Genomic DNA, 20528 nt, shown 5'->3' with positions numbered 1-20528 from the left:
AGTAAAGATACAGAGTATCTTTACTGCAAGAATGTTATTTTTTAATAAAAGCTTCTATGATATTCTGTATTTCATAAAAAATTCTCTTTTTGCTGTTTTTTTGCATAGAATTGAAGTCTTCTCCTGGTTATCCAAACATTAACCGAACTAATAGCAAATAATTAAGTTGTAATTTTTTAAATAAATAGAATAATTCGTAATTTTAGTACATAAAGCGCATATTCATTAATTTATTTAGGAGCTGACAAAAGTGCCATTCGATGTAATTAATTACTTTTTATACGCTGCAGAAGATCCAAAAATTGATGAAGTAACTAAAAAGACTTTTTCTAAAAAAGAGAGTTTTTATTTTTTCGACACAGAAAATAGCACTCTTGGTTTACTTCTAACGGGAAGCGTCATCGTGGAAATGAAAATATTTTCTGGCCAATGGACAGCAAATAACATTATTAACGAAGGAGGAATATTTGGGATAGAAAATATTGCTACAAATCTCAATTTAAGGAGAACCTCTGAGTACAGAGTAACCGGATTAGAGCAAGGGGCATATTTAGAAATTGATAAAGAATATTTACTTTTAAACATGGTTCAAGAACCTATCCAAAACTATGTACTCGATAAATTGATTGATACCTTAATGGATATTAATTCCCTTCATCAATACACACAAATGAGTTTGCACAGTAAGATCATTAAAGAATTAGCACTACTTGCTGGTGATTTAAATTTAGAGCTGATTAATTCTTTTATTATATTTCCAGAATTTGTTAACATAACTTTCCTTGCAAAATATTTAAACTCAAGCCGTGCTAGTATATTGCTAGAATTGAAAAATTTACAGAATACAGGGACTCTTGTTTCCAAAAAACCATTAATCATCAATATCCAGAAAGCGCATTCGCAGCAATTTTTAAAAAATTATTATTACAAAAGTGATCTCTAAAAGATGAAAGAGCGCGAGACATAAATATCCTCACGCTCCTATTCATAATACATCACAACAGCTTCAATGCTTCGCGATTAAATGCAGGTAAATCGTCCGGGGTACGACTTGTCACAATTTGGTCATCAACAACAACTTCCTCATCTTTAACAGTAGCTCCTGCATTAGCCAAATCAGGGCGAATAGAGGTAAATCCTGTTACTGTGCGGCCTTTTAATTTACCTGTTTGGATAAATAATTGCGGCCCGTGACAAATTGCAAAAATAGGTTTTCCTGCTTCGATAAAAGCACTAACAAATTTCACAAAGCGTTCATCAGCTCGCAATTGGTCAGGTGAAAAACCACCAGGAATGAAAAGTGCATCGAAATCATCTGCTGAAACATCATCGATACTCTTATTAATTGTGACTTTTGTTTTTTCATGTTTGCCAGTTACTTGTTTTCCTGCTTCTTTTTCAATTGTAATGACTTCATGTCCTGCCTCTTTAAATGCTTGAGCTGGGCTTGTATATTCTACATCTTCAAACAAATCAGTTAGTACAGCAGCTATCTTTTTACTCATATTATAATCCTCTCCTTCATTTTACTTTTTGTTTTCCACGTTACAGCTATTTTTAAACAAAAAAGAACGTAAGATTCAATTAATCTCACGTTCTTTTTTGTTATTATTGCTGAACTGTCTGTGCTTTTTCTAATGTAAGGGTTGTGGTTTTTAGCTTACCGTCGCGATAATATTTAATGTCTACTTTATCGCCAATCTTTAGGCCGCTGCTATAAAGCACTTTACGTAACGACATTGAATTGTTCACTTTCTTACCATTCATTTCAACAATAACATCATATTGTTTTAAGCCTGCTTTTGATGCGGAAGAGTTGTTTGACACGGTTTGAACTAATGCACCATAATTTACTTTTTCCGGTAATTTCAAAGTATCATGTTGTTGTGCATCAGGGATCGTATCGACATCACGTAAAGTTACGCCAAGTGCTGGGCGTTCGACTTCACCTTTTTGTTCTAATTGTTGAATGATTGGCTCAACCGAGTTAATCGGAATCGAAAAACCAATTCCTTCAACGTTGCTTGTCGCAATTTTCATTGAGTTAATACCAATAACTTGGCCTTCTAGGTTAACTAAAGCACCGCCGCTATTCCCTGGGTTAATTGCAGCGTCCGTTTGGATAACTTCTGCTTCCCAATCGTTCGTTCCATCGCCATTCACATCTACTGGAACAGCACGATTTAAACCTGAAATAATTCCTTCTGTCACTGATCCAGAAAATTCAGTGCCAAGTGGACTTCCGATCGCAATTGCCTTTTCGCCAACTTTAAGTGTGTCTGAGTTGCCAAATTCAGCTACTTTTGTTACATTCTTATCGCTAATTTCAAGCACAGCTAAATCATTCCATTGATCCGTTCCGACTAACTTAGCTGTTGATTTTTTCCCATTTGAAAAAGTAACTTCTAATTTGTTTGCTCCGCTGACAACATGATTATTTGTTACAACATAAGCTTTTCCGTTTGCTTTTTTATAGACGACGCCGGATCCAGATGAGGCTTGTTTTTCAGAAGACTTATTCGAAGGAGACTCTCCGCCACTACCAAAAGGATCATTATTAAGTGAATCTGATTGCTGATAGTTTAATACGCTGACTACAGCGCTTTGGACCTTACCAAGTGCCTTGGTTGTATCTGTTGTATTATCATAACTTACTTTTGTTGTTTTTGTTGGTGTTATTGAATTATTGTTACCAACAACACCATTTGCGTTCCCATTATTTAAATTTCCTACGGCTAAAAAGACAATAAGTGCACCAACAATAACTCCTAAAATTCCAGTTAAAAAGTAGCCAAGGAAATTTTTATTGCGGTTTGGTTTCTTTGGTGGAATTCCCCCATTACCGCTTGAACGTGTTGGTGGAATTGGCGGTATATCATTACCACTAGTATGTGTTTCTTCTGGTTGTTTATTTGCTGCTTGATCGAAAAAAGCATTTGTTGCACTTGCTTTGGCCTGTTCTGCTGTTGCTCCCATAAATGGTTCTCCTGCTGGCGTTACTCCTTCAGCAATTGGTGCTGTTTGATTGCTGTCCGCCGCCTCATGCATAGCGTCAATTTGTTGCCCTGTATAACTCTTTTTTGGCTCAGAATTCAACTGATTTGGCTTTTCATTTGACTCAAACTCATTATTTTCGTTACTCATTACGTCATCCCTTCCTATGTCAGTTATCATTTCTAATTTTATTGTACAAGGTAAATATGAAAAAATAATGAAAAACTTTTAAAAGTTTATGTTGAAAAATAATTATTTCCCTCAGATCCGCACTTTAAATGGCAAATAAATTCGTTGCAATTTCTGGATCTGTATCAAATAGCTCAACTTGTTCTCCGACAATGATCCCTTCGCCTGCAAGCGTCTGTGTTACACTCATACGTGCTAGATCTTTCATATTATTGTCTTTACTTAAGTGCCCCAGGTAAATGCGTTTTGTTTTATCACCAATTACTTCACTCATTGCAAAACCAGCATCTTCATTTGATAGATGGCCCTCATCACCTAAAATACGTCGTTTAACATTCCATGGATAACGTCCCGTGCGCAACATTTCAATATTATAGTTGCTTTCAAACAAATAGGCATCCGCATTTTTAATCTGCCCTTTCATCCGCTCGCTTACGTAACCAGTATCTGTAATCATGACAAACTTTTTATGCCCATTATGAAATATGTAAAACATTGGTTCTACAGCATCATGCGATACACCAAATGATTCTACTTGAAGATTGCCAAATGCTTTTACGGTTTCTATTTCAAAATCAAATTTTTGTTCTGTTGAAATTTCGCCAATGATATTATCCATTGCTTGCCAAGTTTTGTGATTTGCATAAATTGGCAGTTGATATTTACGAGCTAACACGCCTAAACCTTTAATATGATCAGAGTGCTCATGTGTAATTAAAATAGCATCAAGATCACTAAGGTTTCGACCAATTTGCGCAAATAAGCCTTCCATTTTTTTTCCGCTTAGGCCGCAGTCAATCAGAATTTTTTGGTTGCCGGTTTCAACAAGCGTTGCATTCCCAGAGCTACCACTTGCTAATATACTAAACTGTATTTGATCAGTATCACTTTTTGTTAACGCTTTATTTGCAAACATTCTGATCCTCCTTGCCACTTTCTTATTAATTTATATTGTACCTTTATTTATTCAATATTGCACTAAAAAAAGATATAAACTACATCATTTAGCTTATATCTTTTTTTGACATCTTATTCTTGCAAGTTCTTATTGATAACTTGTCCGTCTTTAGCATTGACTAAATAATAATTGGTTGTCTTTTTATAGTTAACTTCAAAGCACCAAACAGGGAAATAAACATCACCACTTGATAATTGGACGGTTGTATAATAGCCAAAATAGCTGCGTTTTACCTCACTATCCGATTTTAAATCTCCATGCTGATAGACCGATTCAAGCGCCTCAAGTGATGAGACTAAATTCTTCTTTGTTTCAAGGTTATCTTGTTCTTCAAGGAAGGTTTGACGGTAAGAAATCACTTCATTATTTTTATTTAATTTTAATTTAATTTGTCCTCTGCTGTCGAAAAATACTGGTTGGTCTTTAATGACTTGATTATAGATGATTTCACTATGCTTCTTATCGTAACGCCAGAACCTGTATTCATCGCCATGGAAAACACTTGATTCAATAAACTTATTTAACTCTTTTTGTTCTCCTTTTTTCTCAACTTTGATCGGACTTGTCAAAACAGAAAGTAACGTCTGCCTATCTGTACTTAACGTTATTTTTTGATTATCTTGTGATGGGATTTTCTTATCATCGAAAGTTGTTTGAATAGCTGTAAAAACCTCGCCTGTTTGCTTCCCATTGGATAGTCCTTCTGGATATTTGATATTATCTGATTTTAAATGATCTTGAAGTGTATCTTTAGACAATTTATCTGGATCATTGGTTAGTTGCTCATTAAAAACCATAATAGCCAGGAAAATATCTAAAACCAAGAATGTAATAATAAAGATAATCTCCGCTTTTCGCCAATCCATTAGGAATCACCTGCCTTTGCTTTCACCTGATACCAAACGCCTTCATACTTGTAAAGCCATACCGGATCAAGCTCGACAACGCGGTTCAAGTCTCTACCACTTGCCCATACCATGCGATAGCCTGGCGTAATCATTTTGACTTTTTTAATGTCAATTTGGCTGTCTTGTCTAAGCTGCTCAAAAACAGATTGCGAAGATGGTAATTCTACTTTACCACTTTCGCGTGGGACAGCATAATCCAGCTTAAAGAATGGTCGCGTATATTTGTAAATACCTTCTTTGCCCTCAGTTACCTCAATTTTGGCCATGCCGTTTTCGCTTACGACTTGCCGATTATTAACAAATAAACTAAATCTTGTTGTCCCCGTGTAACGGTCAAATCCTGAGTAATAGTAGTCTCTTGTCCAGCCTGCATGGTCATTAATGAAATTAAAACTGTCCTGAATGAAACCTGCTTTTTTGTTATTTGCAATTTTTTCACTGTAAGATTGTTCTTGTGAAGGGTTAATATACCTGAGTATTTTATTACGATCATCCAAAACAATCTTACTGGAACCATTTGTATAGGAATTATCTTCATTTTTTATTGGACCTGAATCAGAAAATAAAGCTTTGGTGAAGCTATTTATTTCAAGTAAATCAACAATGTATGTTTCGCTTTCAATCTCGATCTTACGGTTAGATAAATAAATAAGCCTGCCATCGTTATCAACGGGTGTCATTTGTTGTAGCGCATTTTTCTTATCTGCTGAAGCTAAAATACTCTCAAGTGAACTAATATCTTTTTTAGATACCGTACTTTGATAAATTGTATTTTCTGCATCGTTAGCAAAATATACGTTATGGAGATTCGTATTCCCCGAATATATATCGAAAGTAACCCGGTTAAATGACGCGTTTTCTAGATTTTTACCTTGGATCGTGTACATCTGTGAAAAAATAGTGAATGGCACACTATTAGGATATACAACTTCGATAGATCCTTCTTGATGCACAATGTGATCGTATTCTTTATCTGTTTTTTTTCCAGATAAGACTAGCTCTGAAAAATTAAAATTGCGGCTATTTAAAACATAATTATTAAGAAACTCAGAATTGCTTGCTTGAAAATTTTTATCCCCTTTGTTCATTTGTAGATAAATTGGGCGAAACACCTGTGATACTGAACGCGTTTTATCGATGGCTTCTTTTTCGACCTCTTTAACATCAATCGACTCATAATTCGGTTTGCCATTCCAAATCCAGTAGCTAAGAACAACACTTAAAATAACTAAAGCTGTTAGTACTAAGGCTCTTAAATTGGATCGTTTGATCATTCCCAATCATCCTCCAGTAATTCACTATATGGTAGTGTAAAACGAATGGTGGTCCCATGGTCTTTGTTCCGCTCAGCCCAAATACGACCATCGTGCGCTTTAATTACCTCAGCTGCAATGGCTAAGCCAAGACCAGTTCCACCCATTTCCCTTGAGCGTGCTTTATCCACGCGGAAGAAACGTTCAAAAACTTTCTCCAAATCTTCTTCGGGAATTCCAAGGCCTTGATCGCTGATGCTAACTTCAATTTCATCTTGATATTTTTTTAGATAAAAATCAATTTGGCCGCCATCTGGTGAATATTTATTGGCATTGGAAATAATATTATCAAGAACTTGCATAATTTTATCTTCATCAATTTCAATGATAACTGGCTCTTTTGAAATATGACGCTTAAAGCGGATACTTTCTTTTTTCATCATTTCAAAACGATCAATAATGTGATTAAAAAAGTCAGTGAAATTGACAAAGCTTTTATCCAGTTGATCACGTCCTCCGTCCATGCGTGAGAGTTTTAATAAATCGTTAACAAGGCGGATCATTCGTTCAGTTTCATTATGTGTTACTTCTAAAAACTTAGGTGCAATCTCTTTATCTTGCCAAGCACCATCGCTTAAAGCTTCTAAATAACTGTGCATGCTGGTTAGTGGTGTGCGCAACTCATGTGAAACGTTGGAAACGAAATCTCTGCGTTCTTGTTCGACTTTTTCTTGATCTGTAATATCGTGTAACACAGCGATAACACCATTAACAAAACCTGTTTCACGCTGGATAACAGAAAAATTTGCTCGTAAAATCAATGGATCTTCTGTTGTGCTGCGATCTAGTGTTAACTGTTTATCCATTTCCATTAAGTTTTCAAATTGGAATTTATCGCTAATATTTAGCACGTCGATAAGTGATTTTCCATTTGCGCTTTCATGTGGAACACGCAACATTTTTTCAGCTGGTGTATTGATTAGAATAACTTTTCCACGGCGGTCTGTAGCAATTACGCCATCTGTCATATAAGCTAAGACAGAGGATAATTTGCGCTTTTCTCCTTCTGTCATAGCTTGGGCTTCTTGTAATCGCTTTGTTAATGTATTAAAGCTTTGTGCTAATTCACCGATTTCATCTAAGCCGTACACTTTGACTTTGCGGGTATAGTTACCACGCGCCATGGCATAAGCTTGACGTTTCATATCAATTATTGGACGCGTGATTGTACGTGACAAGAGAATGCCCAGAATTGCTGTAATAAACATAGCAATCACTGTCCCTGTAACAAAAATATTGGTTATTTCGTTTACTTGCGTATAAACACTTTCGATTTTAGCAACGAGATAAATAACACCGATTACTTCATTTTTGTTTTTAATGGGGGAAGAATAAACCCAAACACGCTCGTTTTTGTTCGCAGTTCCTTCTTCCAAGTAAATATTTTCTTCTATTGTACCAAGCGTAAGCGAACGTCTAATAAGCTGACTCGTCGACTTCTGTCCAACAACGCCTTGATTATTCATATTTGATATGCCGATAATTTTTCCTTTTTTATCGACAATTCGTATTTCGCTTAAATTCCCATTATTTCGGGCATAGTCAACAAGCAATTTACGAATATCATTTTGAAGCTGTGAACTATTTTCGCGGTTTTTTAAAATTTCTTCACGCACATTATAATCAAGCAAAGTAATACTATTTGTAATGGAAGTTTGAAAGTTTTTTTCGAGTTGCCCTTTCAATTCACGGACAAAATAAGTCCCTATAACTTGCATGGCAACAAGCACTAATAGCAAATAGATTATAACAACTCTGAACTGCACAGATTGGAAGAATTTCATTTTTGGCATGGTTTATCTTTACTCCTGTTCAGGATTTCGCAAATAATACCCTACACCTCGCCTTGTAACGAGCCAGGTTGGGTGACTTGGATTATCTTCAATTTTTTCTCGTAAACGGCGCACAGTGACATCTACGGTACGAACATCTCCGTAGTAATCATAGCCCCACACAGTTTGTAGTAGGTGCTCACGTGTCATGACTTGTCCCATATGTCTTGCTAAATAATGTAGCAATTCGAACTCCCGGTGTGTTAATTCTATTGTAACTCCACGCTTTGAAACGACATAAGCATCTGGATGAATCGTAAGTGAGCCGATTTCCAACTCACTATTTTCCTCATCTTCAGTAGGTTGTGCACTAATCTGACTATGTCGACGCAAGTTTGCTTTGACACGTGCGATTAGCTCCCGATTGCTAAATGGTTTGGTTACATAATCATCAGCACCCAGTTCAAGGCCTAACACTTTATCAATTTCAGAATCTTTTGCGGTAAGCATAATAATAGGCATATCGTATTTTTTGCGGACTTCACGACATACTTCTATTCCATCACGTCCTGGCAGCATAATATCTAATAAAATTAAATCCGGCTTTACTTCTTCTACTAATTCAAGCGCTTCATCCCCATTATAAGCGCAAACTACTTCAAATCCTTCTTTGTTTAAATTAAACTTAACAATATCTGCAATTGGTTTTTCATCATCTACTACTAGAATTTTTTTCTCTGCCATGCGTTAAGATCCTCCTATTTTTCCCATTAATTTATTGTTAGACTTAATCAAAACTGCGGCTGCTATTAACTGGTTATTAAAATTAAGCATCCATTTTATATCATTATAACACAAGTGATAAATTTTCTGAATTATTACAGCATCTTTGATTATTATATGAGAAAAAAAGAGCATCGTTCACGTTTTTCGTGCTCAATGCTCTTTATTTATACGGTTCCGACGGGATTTGAACCCGCGATCTCCTGCGTGACAGGCAGGCATGTTAACCCCTACACCACGGAACCACAAGAATTTATCGCCTTAAAAAGGCACTTTTTTATTAAACCATGGAATAATAATAACGTCAATAGTTTTTTTCATTTTACTCCGATAAAACATCGAAATTTATTACTTTTTGTTTACTATCTTTAAATTTTCCTTTCTGAGTTTCTCTTGATTCATGAATAATTTTTTATGCCATCCTTGTTTTATATAAAATGGGACATCATGCGATTCAGCTATCTTTTTTAATAAAAATTGACGTAGATGTATATTTCGAACACGATAAATCAAGCGAGAGCTTTTGTATTGAAGCAGTTTGCTAGAATCCGGAAACGAAGCAGGAGTCTGGCAAACCACTTCAATCGCAAGCGCTTGTTATCGATTTATTTTGTGTATGTCAAATTGTCATGTTAAGTACAGGATCACTTCCCCTTTAGCAAGTGATTTTTTCACATCGATTAGCCGTTGATTGCTAGATCCTCGAAAAGCAAGATTGGGATCAAATGATGCTTCTTCAAAACGTCCATCTACAAGAACATCCACAAGGTTAAGCAACTCTTTCTTATCTTCTGTTTCAAGTAATAGTTCTTCCCAAGTGTATCCAGTCCATGACCAAATATCTTTTGTATTCCCATAAAGTCGTCGTAATTCTTTTGAAACAGCAAGGCATGTTTCTGTATTTAAAAACGGCTCCCCACCAAGGAGTGTAAGCCCTTGAACACTTTCATGGCCAACATCCTTCATAATTTCTGTTAAAAGCCCTTGTGTAAAAGGCATCCCATATTTAAAACTCTGAGCAGCTTTATTGTAGCACCCCTCACAGTGAAACGGGCATCCTGCTACATAAAGGCTACATCTAACACCTTCACCATCGACAAAATTAAACGCTTTATAATCAGCAATATAGCCCTTTGAAAGTACACTTGATTGCCATTCTTTTGGTGCGGGATTATTCATCTGATAACGCCATGTGTTTTATCCGATTCGAAATTTCAACATGACGTCCGTGTACCATCGGACGCTTCATTGGATTGCCAAGATAGCCGCAAGTACGCTTTACAACATCTGCTTTTTCTGGATCCGTATTACCGCAATGGGGGCATTTAAACCCTTCCTCCGTTGGGCTAAATTCACCCTCAAAGTCGCATTCGTAGCATTTGTCAATCGGCGTATTCGTTCCAAGATAAGCTATGCGATCATATGCATAATCCCAAACAGCTTCTAATGCTTTTGTATTATGAGTTAATTTTGGATACTCACAATAATGAATAAATCCACCCGAACTATATTCAGGATAATCTTTTTCAAAATCAATTTTTTCAAAAGGCGTGATTTTTTTACGCACATCATAATGGAATGAATTTTGATAATAACCTTTGTCGGTAATATCTTTGATGCTGCCATATTTTTCTTTATCTAAGCGATTAAAACGGTCGGTTAAACTTTCGCTTGGTGTAGAATAAACGCTAAACCAATAATCATACTTTTCACGCCAAAGTTCAGCGTAATTTTTCAACTCACTTGTAATGTCTAGTGTAAATGCTTTAGCTTCAGCATTTGTTTCCCATTCCCCGCCATAAAATACGGTTGCTGCCTCATAAAGACCAATATAGCCAATTGAAACGGTAGCACGCTTATTATTAAAAAGCTGATCAACAGGTGCTCCGTCTTCTAAATATTCACCAAAGGCTCCGTATTTGTAGAGAATCGGTGCATTTTCTGGACAGGCCTCAGCTACGCGTTTTAAGCGAAACAATAACGCATCTTTTACAGTTTGCATCCGTTCGTGAAAAATTTCCCAAAATTTCACTTTATCGCCGCCACTTTGAATGGCTATCCGCGGAATATTTAAAGTAACGACGCCTAAATTATTTCGTCCAGCATTAATATATTCGCCTGCTTCGTTCTGCCAAGCTGGTAAAAATGAACGACAACCCATGGGTACTTTAAAATCGCCAGTTAGACGCACTAATGAGTCATAGTTGAGTACATCAGGATACATTCTTTTAGCAGAACATTTTAACGCCAATTGCTTTATATCATAATTCGGATCATGTTTTTCTAAATTGGTCCCTCTTTTAATAGAAAAAACTAATTTAGGGAAAATTGCTGTATGCCTGTCTTTTCCAATGCCACCTAAGCGAACATTTAAAATCGCTTTTTGAATTTCTCGTGCAAACCAATCTTCACCAAGGCCAAAACCAAGCGTCACAAATGGTGTTTGTCCATTACTGGTATAAAGCGTGTTAATCTCATATTCCAAGCTTTGCATGGCGTCATAAATATCTTTACTTGTCTTGCTTTTTAAATAGTCTTCGCGCTTTTCAACAATCACCCAATCTTTTGCTTCTCGTTCATGTTTTTGGTAGTTCAACTTCGCATATTTTGCTAAAATTTCATCCACACGATCAACTGAGCAGCCGCCATACTGCGAGCTTGCTACATTTGCAATAATTTGAGAGATCTGAGCTGTTGCAGTCTGGATTGACTTTGGACTTTCAACGTTGGCATTTCCAATTGTAAAGCCACTTTCAAGCATACCTTTAACATCAATTAAACAGCAGTTGGTCATCGCGTGATAAGGGCTATAATCTAAGTCATGGAAATGAAGATCGCCTTTTAAATGAGCATTTGCCACATGTTTAGGCAACATATATTTTAAGGCGTAGCTTTTAGCGACCGCCCCGGCAGTTAAATCGCGCTGTGTATTAAAAACGGTTGCATCTTTGTTAGCATTTTCATTGACGACTGTCTTGTCTTTTTCGAGTAACTTTTGGACGCTTTTTGTGAGATCAGTGAGATTGCTTCGCTTTTTATCACGATCATGACGATATTCTATGTAACTTCTAGCTACGTCGGGATAGCTTGATTTCATCAAATGATTTTCGACACATTGCTGGATAGCGGCAATCGTTAATTGGTCTTCATTTGGTAAAGAATTCACAATTGAAATGATAATTTTTTCAAGAAAAAACTCATCTGTTACACCGGTTTCCTTCATTGCTGCTTCTACTGCATTACGAATTTTAATCAAATCGAAAGTCGTTTTTCTACCATCTCTTTTGATGACCACTTGTTCAGATTGCTTTTTTAAATACATGCAAATTCCCCCTAACACCTATATATTGTGTTTACTTGATCATGTTATCACAATATAGAGAGGTTTTACAGTATCAACCCTAAACTTAACAAAAACAGGACTAAAGTTCTCATTTTCACAAAAACTTAAAATGTTTGCAAGTAGTCACATCATTTGTATCGTTTTAAGTCCTATTCGGCGTCCTCATTATCTTATAACGTTAAAACGTATTTTTCTACAAGATGCTGTTTATCGCCAAATACTTTATTAATTTCTGCATGTTTTTGATACCCCAAGTATTGCCAAAAAGAAATCGCTTCTTTATTTTCTGCTAAAACAGCTAACATAAGTGAATCTGCGCCGCCATCACTAGCCCATTCAGCAATCACTTGATGCAGAACTTTCCCTAGCCCTGACTTTCGCACATCAGGAATAAGTAGCAGTAAGCCAATAAACCACTGGCCTTGACGCGGATAATTAGCAATAACATTAACCAAACCAATCGCTTCTTCATTTTCATTTAAGATCGCGATGTTAAATTGATCGAATTTTGCCTTTCCAGGTGGTAATTCGTTCAAAAACGCCATAGCATCTTTAGAGGTAGCACTTTTTCCTTGCTCGATGAAGTAGTAATCATCACATTTCGTATTTACTTCTTCAACTAAGGCAATGTCTTTTTCATTCACAAATTTGATGTGATATTGTTGCTTCAATGATTTCACCTTTTTCCGATTTTTATTCTATATCTAGATCTTACCATAAATTTTTAAAAAAGCGTCGCGCAAATTATTTTTAAATATGCTATACTGATTTTGATTGTAGTTTGTAAAGGAGCAAAAAATATGTATAAACTTGTAGCAATTGATATTGATGGAACTCTCTTAAATGACAAACACGAAATAACGTCAGAGGTAAAAAACGCCATCCAAAAAGCAAAAGCGCTTGGTGTAAAAATTGTATTATGTACTGGACGGCCACTTGTTGGTGTACAACAGTACTTGAGTGATCTCGAACTACGCGAAGAAGGCGATTATGTTATTAGCTTTAATGGCGCTATGGTCCAAGATACATTTACAAAGCGCGTTTTATCCCATTTAACACTTAATTACCAAGATCTAAAAGAAATCTATCATTTTAGTGAATCCGCTAAGTTACATATGCACTTCTTTGATGAAAAAACGCTGTACACGCCAAATAGGCACATTGGAAAATATACAGTTGGTGAAGCATACTTAACAGGTGCACAACTCGTTTTTCAGGAAATTGAAAATACACCGACCGATTTAATCATGTCAAAAGCCATGCTAATTGATGAACCCGATATTCTCGAAGCCGGCATTCTAAAGATTCCTGCTAGCTTTCATCAAAAATATCACCTTGTCCGAAGCGCGCCACATTATCTTGAGATTTTAAATAAAGAAGCTACTAAAGGAAACGCTGTAAAGCAGCTTGCTATGTCGCTAGGCATTGAACGATCTGAAGTGATGTGTATTGGGGATCAAGAAAACGATACTTCGATGATTGCCTATGCCGGCCTTGGTGTAGCCATGGGTAACGCCATCCCAGAAATTAAAGCAAAAGCTGACTTCATTACTGCTTCAAATAATGAAAGCGGTGTGGCCGTCGCGATTCAAAAGTATATTGTGAATTAAAAAAACACGCCAAAAGTTCGCTTTTTGGCGTGTTTTTTTATATTTTATTCAAAAGGTGATCGACATTATTTAATTCAATCACTTTATGTCCATCTTGCTTAAACTCAACAACGCTAATGCTTGTGTTTACTATTTTTGTTCCTTGTTTTCTGTGTTCTGCAAGCGTTCCTCCTGAAAGAAGATGTAGTAATAAAGTAAGAGCCATACCATGGGAGACGACTAAAATATTGCCCTTCGTTTGTTCAGCTTTGATTTTTTCAAGTCCAGAGAGTAGTCTTTTTTCCAGTTGAAAATAAGTTTCTCCACCATTTATCTTAGCATCAAAGGTAATAGGATCTGTGAGAAAGAGTTGACGTTCGAGAGCAAATTTTTGATCAAGTTCAGTAACTCGAACACCTTCCCAACTACCAAATCCCATTTCGCGAAATTCTTCCATTGGCTTAATTTCAACGCTTGGATCATTTAAAATAAGTCGTGCCGTATCTTGTGTTCGCTTGCTTGAGCTTGAATAGATTTGGTTAAATGTAATATTTGAAAGGGCTTCTCCTACTCGTTTTGCACCTTCTATTCCTTCTGAAACAAGAGGTGAATCACCCCAACCTTGCATTTGCCCGGTTAAATTCCACTCCGTTTTTCCATGACGCACGAAATACATTGTTAATTTATCTTGAACCAATTTTGTTCCTCCTAAAAAATTGCTACAAATTAAATTGTAACATGCTTCGTTTCATTTTCAAGAAGAAGTTGTATTTGCTATTTTACCCAATAAGAACTGCACCACCGTTTCCTGACTTGTTTGTTCTGGTTCATTCATCTTAAGAAGCTTAGCATGCCACATTCCATCAATGGTATAACGCACAAGTTCTGCCATTTCTGCTCCAATTTCTGATGCCATATTGCGAAATTCTGTTTCATAAATTTCATCCCAATAACTTCCATCAATATTTTCGGAAATACTCGTTGCAAGCAGAACACTATGAAGCCCGACAAGTTCAGCATTTTGCAGTTGTCGTAAGTTGCCTTTTAAGTAGCTTTCTGTATATGGAAAAGCGGAATCTTCTTTTATTTTTTCGTATTCTTCTGTTTCGATTTCTTTATAGACTGAAATAGCGTGGTAAATAATGGCTAACGTCAATTCTTCTTTATTTTTAAAATGGTAGAAAATAGCAGGTTTTGTGATATGGATCCTTGCAGCCACACGAGCTAAACTGTATTGTCGGATCCCTTCTTCTTTGATCACTTCAATAGCTGCCTTGATAATTTTCTGTTTGCTACTCATATGTTCCCCCGCAATTTTTATTTTGCTTAAAGTGTACCGAATTTCAACTTAAAAAGCAATTTCTAATTTAACATGAAAGCGCTAAAATTATGACTTGACATGTAATCCATTACAGGACTTAAAATAAAAAAGTACTAAAACAAATGGAAGGGAGCGACAAAATCAAATGACAAATAATAAACAAGCATTTCCTGAAGGTTTTTTATGGGGAGGGGCAACAGCAGCTAACCAACTAGAAGGGGCTTACTCAGAAGGTGGAAAGGGACTATCTGTAGCAGATGTAATGCCTGGTGGTAAAAAACGCTTCGAGATTTTAAGTAGTCCTAGCTTTGATTGGCAAATACATGCCGATAAATATAATTATCCAAATCACCATGGAATCGATCATTATCACCGTTTTAAAGAAGACATTGCTTTATTCGCGAAAATGGGGTTTAAATGTTATCGCCTTTCTATTGCTTGGGCACGAATTTTTCCAAAGGGCGATGAAAAGGAACCAAATGAAGCTGGTTTATCATTTTATGAAGCCGTTTTAGATGAGTGTATCAAACATGGTATTGAGCCTGTTGTTACCATTTCTCATTATGAAATGCCGCTGCATCTTGTAACAGAATATGGTGGCTGGAAAAACCGTCAGCTTATCGATTTTTATGAGCACTATGCAAAAACCATTTTGACAAGGTTTCATAAAAAAGTAAAATATTGGATGACATTTAACGAGATTAATAGTTCATTCCATTTTCCAGCGCTTAGCCAAGGACTTGCTCCAACGAACGGGGCAAATGAACCACAGCATGTGTTCCAAGCTTTACATCATCAATTTGTTGCAAGTAGTAAAGCGGTGAAGATTGCTCATACACTGGATCCTGAACTTCAAGTTGGTTGCATGATTATCTATGCAACAACCTATGCTTACGATGCCAATCCAATCAATCAACTTGCTACGTTGAAACAAAATCAACAATTTAATTTCTACTGTGCTGATGTTCAAGCGCAAGGAGAATACCCTTCTTTTGCTAAACAACTCTGGGCTGAAAAAGGCGTAAAACTGGCGATCGAACCAGGTGATTTAGAGCTACTTAAAGAACATCCTGTTGATTATATTGGTTTCAGCTACTATATGTCCGCTGTTATCAATGAAACAGCGACAGAAGATGACAGTGTAACTGGCAATCTCCTTGGCGGTGTCCGCAATCCTTTCTTAAAAGCAAGTGAATGGGGTTGGCAAATTGATCCAGTAGGGTTACGTATCGCCTTAAATGAGCTTTATGATCATTATAAAAAGCCTCTTTTCATTGTTGAGAATGGGCTGGGCGCAATAGATCAAGTGGATGGAAATTTCTATGTAGAAGATGATTACCGAATTGACTATTTGCGCGGTCATGTTGAAGCAATGCGTAATGCGATTTCTGATGGAGTTGATTTAATCGGTTATACTCCTTGGGGCTGCATTGATTTAGTAAGTGCTTCAACTGGTGAAATGGCTAAACGATATGGGTTTATTTATGTCGATTTAGATGATGACGGCCAAGGTAGTGGCAATCGCTATGCGAAAAAATCATTTTATTGGTATCAGAAAGTTATCCAGACAAATGGTGCTGATTTAACATAAAAAACTTGATTTTCTAACATGTTCCTAATTAGAAAACAAATATCCACCCGCGAAAACCGGGTGGATATTTTTGCTTTTATTAATTTGTTGTTTGTTCTTCAGAAACTTCTTGCGTATCGTCTACAACTTGTGATTTTAACTGACGATAACGATTGATTCCCGTACCTGCTGGGACTAGTTTTCCTATGATAACATTTTCTTTTAAGCCAAGAAGAGGATCTTGTTTTCCTTTAATTGCAGCATCTGTTAAGACACGAGTCGTTTCTTGGAATGATGCAGCAGATAAGAAGGAATCCGTTTCAAGTGAAGCTTTTGTGATACCTAGAAGTACTGGACGACCAGTAGCAGGCTGAGCTCCACTTAATAATGTCTCACGGTTAGCGTCTCTAAATGTGTGAATATCCATCAGTGTACCTGGCAAGATGTTTGTATCACCTGTATCCATGACACGGATTTTACGCAACATTTGACGAACCATAACTTCCACGTGCTTATCGCCAATTTCTACCCCTTGCATCCGGTAAACTTTTTGTACTTCAGCAAGTAGATATTCTTGTACAGATAATACATCACAAACACGAATCAAAGCTTTTGGATCAATTGAACCTTCTGTTAAAGCTTCACCACGTTCGACTATTGAACCTTCTTCAACACGCAAACGTGCTGTATAAGGAACATTATAACTGCGGCGATCATCGCTTCCTTGGATCGTGATTTCTAAACCACGGTCGCGTCCTTCTTCAACAGAAACCACTTCTCCGGCAACTTCTGTAATCGTTGCTTGACCTTTTGGATTACGTGCTTCAAAGATTTCCTGAATACGGGGTAGACCTTGTGTGATATCATCTCCAGCAACCCCACCGGTATGGAACGTACGCATTGTAAGCTGTGTACCTGGTTCCCCGATTGACTGAGCAGCAATAATACCAACAGCCTCTCCAACTTCAACTTCTGTTCCTGTTGCCAAGTTTTTGCCGTAACATTTTTTACATACTCCGTGTTTTGTGTTACATGTAAAGGCTGAGCGAATCGTCACTTCTTCGATTCCAGCTTCAACAATTGATAACGCAATCGGTTCTGTAATCAGTTCGTTTTCATGGGCAAGAATTTCATTTGTTTCTGGATGGCGAATGGTTCTACGAGCATGGCGTCCTTCAAGTCGTTCTTCAAGCGATTCGATAATTTCTGTGCCTTCACGAATGGCTTTAATTGTAAGGCCACGGTCAGTCCCGCAATCATCTTCACGAATGATAACATCTTGAGCAACATCAACAAGACGACGAGTAAGATAACCTGAGTCAGCTGTTTTAAGGGCTGTATCAGTAAGTCCTTTACGCGCTCCGTGAGTGGAAATGAAGTATTCCAAAACGGTTAAACCTTGACGGAAGCTTGATATAATTGGAAGCTCTACAATACGTCCAGATGGATCAGCCATTAAACCACGCATACCCGCAAGCTGTACAAAGTTAGAAGCATTACCACGCGCTCCAGAATCCTGCATCATATAAATTGGATTCAAACGCTCTAAGATAGCGATTAATTTATTTTGGATCTCATCTTTCACGCTATTCCAAAGGCTGATTACACGCTCATACCTTTCAGTATCTGTAATTAAGCCTCGACGGAATTGCTTCGTAATTTTTTCTACAGTGTCATGAGCTTTTTCAATGATTTCAGGTTTTTCAGGTAAAACCAAGATATCAGCAATACCTACTGTAATGCCAGCTTTTGTAGAAATTTTAAAGCCTAAGTCTTTCATGCGATCAAGCATTTTTGATGTTTCCGTAATGTGGAATCGCTTGAAGACTTCTGCGATGATATTCCCGAGAATTTTTTTCTTAAATGGATCAATAAGTGGCTGTTTAGCAATATGAGCTTTTACATCAGCTGTTGTATCCACAAAATATTTCTCTGGTGTTTCAATTTCAAGATTATACTTTGTTGGCTCATTAATATATGGGAAAGATGTTGGTAAAATTGTGTTGAAAATTAATTTACCTACTGTTGTAATGAGCAATTGTTTGCGCTGCTTATCTGTAAAGCGTTCATTTGGTATAGAACCTGCATAAACTGCAATACGAGTGTGCAGATGAACATAACCATTTTGATAAGCTAACTGTGCTTCATTAATATCTTTGAAAATAATCCCTTCGCCAACTGCATTTTCACGCTCTAAAGTCAGATAATAGTTACCAAGAACCATATCTTGTGAAGGAGTAACAACCGGTTTACCATCTTTAGGGTTCAAAATGTTTTGCGCTGCAAGCATTAAGATACGCGCTTCTGCTTGCGCTTCTGCTGATAATGGGACATGGACAGCCATTTGGTCACCATCAAAATCAGCGTTATAAGCTGTACATACAAGCGGGTGAAGACGAATGGCACGGCCTTCTACAAGTGTTGGTTCAAACGCTTGAATACCAAGTCTGTGAAGCGTCGGTGCACGGTTTAAGAGAACTGGATGCTCACGAATCACTTCTTCTAAAACATCCCACACTTCCGATGAGGTGCGCTCGATCTTACGTTTGGCGCTTTTAATGTTATGAGCAAGGCCACGACCAACTAACTCTTTCATTACAAAAGGTTTAAATAGTTCTAGTGCCATTTCTTTTGGTAGCCCACATTGATACATTTTTAAGTTAGGACCTACAACGATAACAGAACGTCCAGAGTAATCAACACGCTTACCTAGCAAGTTTTGACGGAAACGACCTTGTTTCCCTTTTAGCATATGCGAAAGTGATTTTAGCGGACGATTACCTGGTCCAGTAACTGGACGACCACGACGGCCATTATCAATTAAGGCATCGACAGCTTCTTGGAGCATACGTTTTTCATTTTGAACGATAATATTCGGTGCACCTAAGTCAAGAAGACGTTTTAGACGGTTATTCCGGTTAATTACGCGGCGATACAAGTCATTTAAATCACTTGTTGCAAATCGTCCACCTTCAAGCTGCACCATTGGGCGAAGTTCTGGTGGAATAACAGGGAGCACGTCTAAAATCATCCAGCTTGGTTCATTTCCAGAGTTACGGAAAGCTTCCATGACTTCAAGGCGGCGAATAGCACGCGTACGTCGTTGCCCTTGTGCTGTTTTCAGCTCTTCTTTTAGCTCATTCGTTTCTTTTTCAAGGTTAATATCTGCTAAAATACGTTTGATCGCTTCAGCACCCATTCCAGCTTGAAAACCTTGACTATATTTCTCACGATAAACGCGATATTCTTTTTCAGAAAGTAATTGTTTCTTCTCAAGCGGGGTATCCCCTGGTTCGGTTACAACGTAAGAAGCAAAATAGATAACTTCTTCAAGTGCACGTGGGCTCATATCTAAAACTAGCCCCATACGGCTTGGGATTCCCTTGAAATACCAAATATGTGACACTGGCGCAGCTAATTCGATATGCCCCATTCGTTCACGGCGCACTTTTGATTTCGTGACTTCAACGCCACAGCGATCACAAACGACACCTTTATACCGTACACGCTTATATTTACCACAAGAACATTCCCAGTCCTTCGTTGGTCCAAAAATACGTTCACAAAATAAGCCATCGCGTTCAGGTTTTAATGTTCTGTAATTGATTGTTTCTGGCTTTTTAACTTCACCATGTGACCAAGAACGAATTTTATCTGGAGATGCTAGACCTATTTTCATATACTCAAAATTATTAACATCTATCAAGTGCCCAACCTCCTAATTTTAATTGTGATTATACTTTGAGTAAGCGGGCGGAAAGTGATCATCAAATCTAGCTTTCCGCCTT

At 37.2% G+C, this 20528-nt stretch carries 16 protein-coding genes and 1 tRNA gene; 3 read left to right on the top strand and 14 right to left on the bottom strand.

Going from position 1 to position 20528, the window contains the following annotated elements; genetic code table 11:
- The first annotated feature begins 250 nt into the window (after positions 1-250).
- Positions 251-943: a Crp/Fnr family transcriptional regulator gene (locus G6Q10_RS00205; RefSeq protein WP_163651699.1), complete on the top strand. Its 693-nt coding sequence runs from the start codon at positions 251-253 to the stop codon at positions 941-943.
- A gap of 52 nt (positions 944-995) precedes the next feature.
- Here the strand turns inward: G6Q10_RS00205 and G6Q10_RS00200 are convergent, their stop codons facing one another.
- The 11 genes from G6Q10_RS00200 to G6Q10_RS00150 form a co-directional block, all read right to left on the bottom strand.
- Complete coding sequence (locus tag G6Q10_RS00200) at positions 996-1505, bottom strand: type 1 glutamine amidotransferase domain-containing protein (RefSeq protein ID WP_163651697.1); 510 nt, start codon at positions 1503-1505, stop codon at positions 996-998.
- Between the two features lie 103 nt (positions 1506-1608).
- Complete coding sequence (locus G6Q10_RS00195) at positions 1609-3144, bottom strand: S1C family serine protease (RefSeq protein ID WP_163651695.1); 1536 nt, start codon at positions 3142-3144, stop codon at positions 1609-1611.
- 124 nt (positions 3145-3268) lie between these two features.
- The gene (locus G6Q10_RS00190; protein ID WP_163651693.1) at positions 3269-4099 is read right to left on the bottom strand and encodes an MBL fold metallo-hydrolase; all 831 of its coding nucleotides are present in this window, start codon (positions 4097-4099) and stop codon (positions 3269-3271) included.
- A gap of 113 nt (positions 4100-4212) precedes the next feature.
- Positions 4213-5007, bottom strand: coding sequence for a two-component system regulatory protein YycI (locus G6Q10_RS00185; protein WP_163651691.1), 795 nt, complete (start codon positions 5005-5007; stop codon positions 4213-4215).
- Complete coding sequence (locus G6Q10_RS00180; RefSeq protein WP_163651689.1) at positions 5007-6323, bottom strand: YycH family regulatory protein; 1317 nt, start codon at positions 6321-6323, stop codon at positions 5007-5009. Before G6Q10_RS00180 ends, G6Q10_RS00185 begins: the two co-directional genes overlap by 1 nt.
- Positions 6320-8155: a cell wall metabolism sensor histidine kinase WalK gene (walK, locus tag G6Q10_RS00175; RefSeq protein WP_163651687.1), complete on the bottom strand. Its 1836-nt coding sequence runs from the start codon at positions 8153-8155 to the stop codon at positions 6320-6322. The genes G6Q10_RS00180 and walK overlap by 4 nt, the downstream gene beginning before the upstream one ends.
- A 9-nt stretch (positions 8156-8164) precedes the next feature.
- Entirely contained in the window at positions 8165-8878 is a 714-nt protein-coding gene (yycF, locus tag G6Q10_RS00170; protein ID WP_163651685.1) for a response regulator YycF, read from the bottom strand.
- A gap of 211 nt (positions 8879-9089) precedes the next feature.
- Positions 9090-9162 (bottom strand) — tRNA-Asp (locus G6Q10_RS00165).
- Between the two features lie 382 nt (positions 9163-9544).
- A complete protein-coding gene (gene nrdG, locus G6Q10_RS00160; RefSeq protein WP_163651683.1) occupies positions 9545-10096 on the bottom strand; it encodes an anaerobic ribonucleoside-triphosphate reductase activating protein in 552 nt (183 codons plus the stop codon).
- Positions 10089-12239 carry an anaerobic ribonucleoside-triphosphate reductase gene (gene nrdD, locus G6Q10_RS00155; protein WP_163651681.1) on the bottom strand — a complete coding sequence of 717 codons (2151 nt, stop codon included), beginning with the start codon at positions 12237-12239 and terminating at the stop codon, positions 10089-10091. The genes nrdG and nrdD overlap by 8 nt, the downstream gene beginning before the upstream one ends.
- 191 nt (positions 12240-12430) lie before the next feature.
- On the bottom strand, positions 12431-12931 hold the full coding sequence (locus G6Q10_RS00150) for a GNAT family N-acetyltransferase (protein WP_163651679.1): 501 nt from the start codon (positions 12929-12931) through the stop codon (positions 12431-12433).
- A gap of 129 nt (positions 12932-13060) precedes the next feature.
- Here G6Q10_RS00150 and yidA point away from each other — a divergent pair, with 129 nt between their 5' ends.
- The gene (yidA, locus tag G6Q10_RS00145) at positions 13061-13870 is read left to right on the top strand and encodes a sugar-phosphatase (RefSeq protein WP_163651677.1); all 810 of its coding nucleotides are present in this window, start codon (positions 13061-13063) and stop codon (positions 13868-13870) included.
- 37 nt (positions 13871-13907) lie between these two features.
- Here yidA and G6Q10_RS00140 read toward each other — a convergent pair whose 3' ends face one another.
- Both G6Q10_RS00140 and G6Q10_RS00135 read right to left on the bottom strand, forming a co-directional pair.
- Positions 13908-14525: a histidine phosphatase family protein gene (locus G6Q10_RS00140; RefSeq protein ID WP_163655637.1), complete on the bottom strand. Its 618-nt coding sequence runs from the start codon at positions 14523-14525 to the stop codon at positions 13908-13910.
- Positions 14526-14603: 78 nt separating this feature from the next.
- Positions 14604-15149 (bottom strand): TetR/AcrR family transcriptional regulator, encoded by a 546-nt coding sequence (locus tag G6Q10_RS00135; RefSeq protein ID WP_163651675.1) that lies wholly within the window; start codon positions 15147-15149, stop codon positions 14604-14606.
- Positions 15150-15315: 166 nt separating this feature from the next.
- Between G6Q10_RS00135 and G6Q10_RS00130 the strand changes: the two genes are divergently transcribed.
- On the top strand, positions 15316-16761 hold the full coding sequence (locus G6Q10_RS00130; RefSeq protein WP_163651672.1) for a glycoside hydrolase family 1 protein: 1446 nt from the start codon (positions 15316-15318) through the stop codon (positions 16759-16761).
- Positions 16762-16840: 79 nt separating this feature from the next.
- Here G6Q10_RS00130 and rpoC read toward each other — a convergent pair whose 3' ends face one another.
- Complete coding sequence (gene rpoC / locus G6Q10_RS00125; protein ID WP_163651670.1) at positions 16841-20446, bottom strand: DNA-directed RNA polymerase subunit beta'; 3606 nt, start codon at positions 20444-20446, stop codon at positions 16841-16843.
- Positions 20447-20528: the final 82 nt, after the last annotated feature.

It is taken from the genome of Listeria sp. PSOL-1 (assembly GCF_902806445.1).
Lineage (GTDB): Bacteria > Bacillota > Bacilli > Lactobacillales > Listeriaceae > Listeria.
The sequence above is the reverse complement of the archived record's forward strand: the minus strand, read 5'-3'. Positions and strand labels throughout refer to the sequence as shown.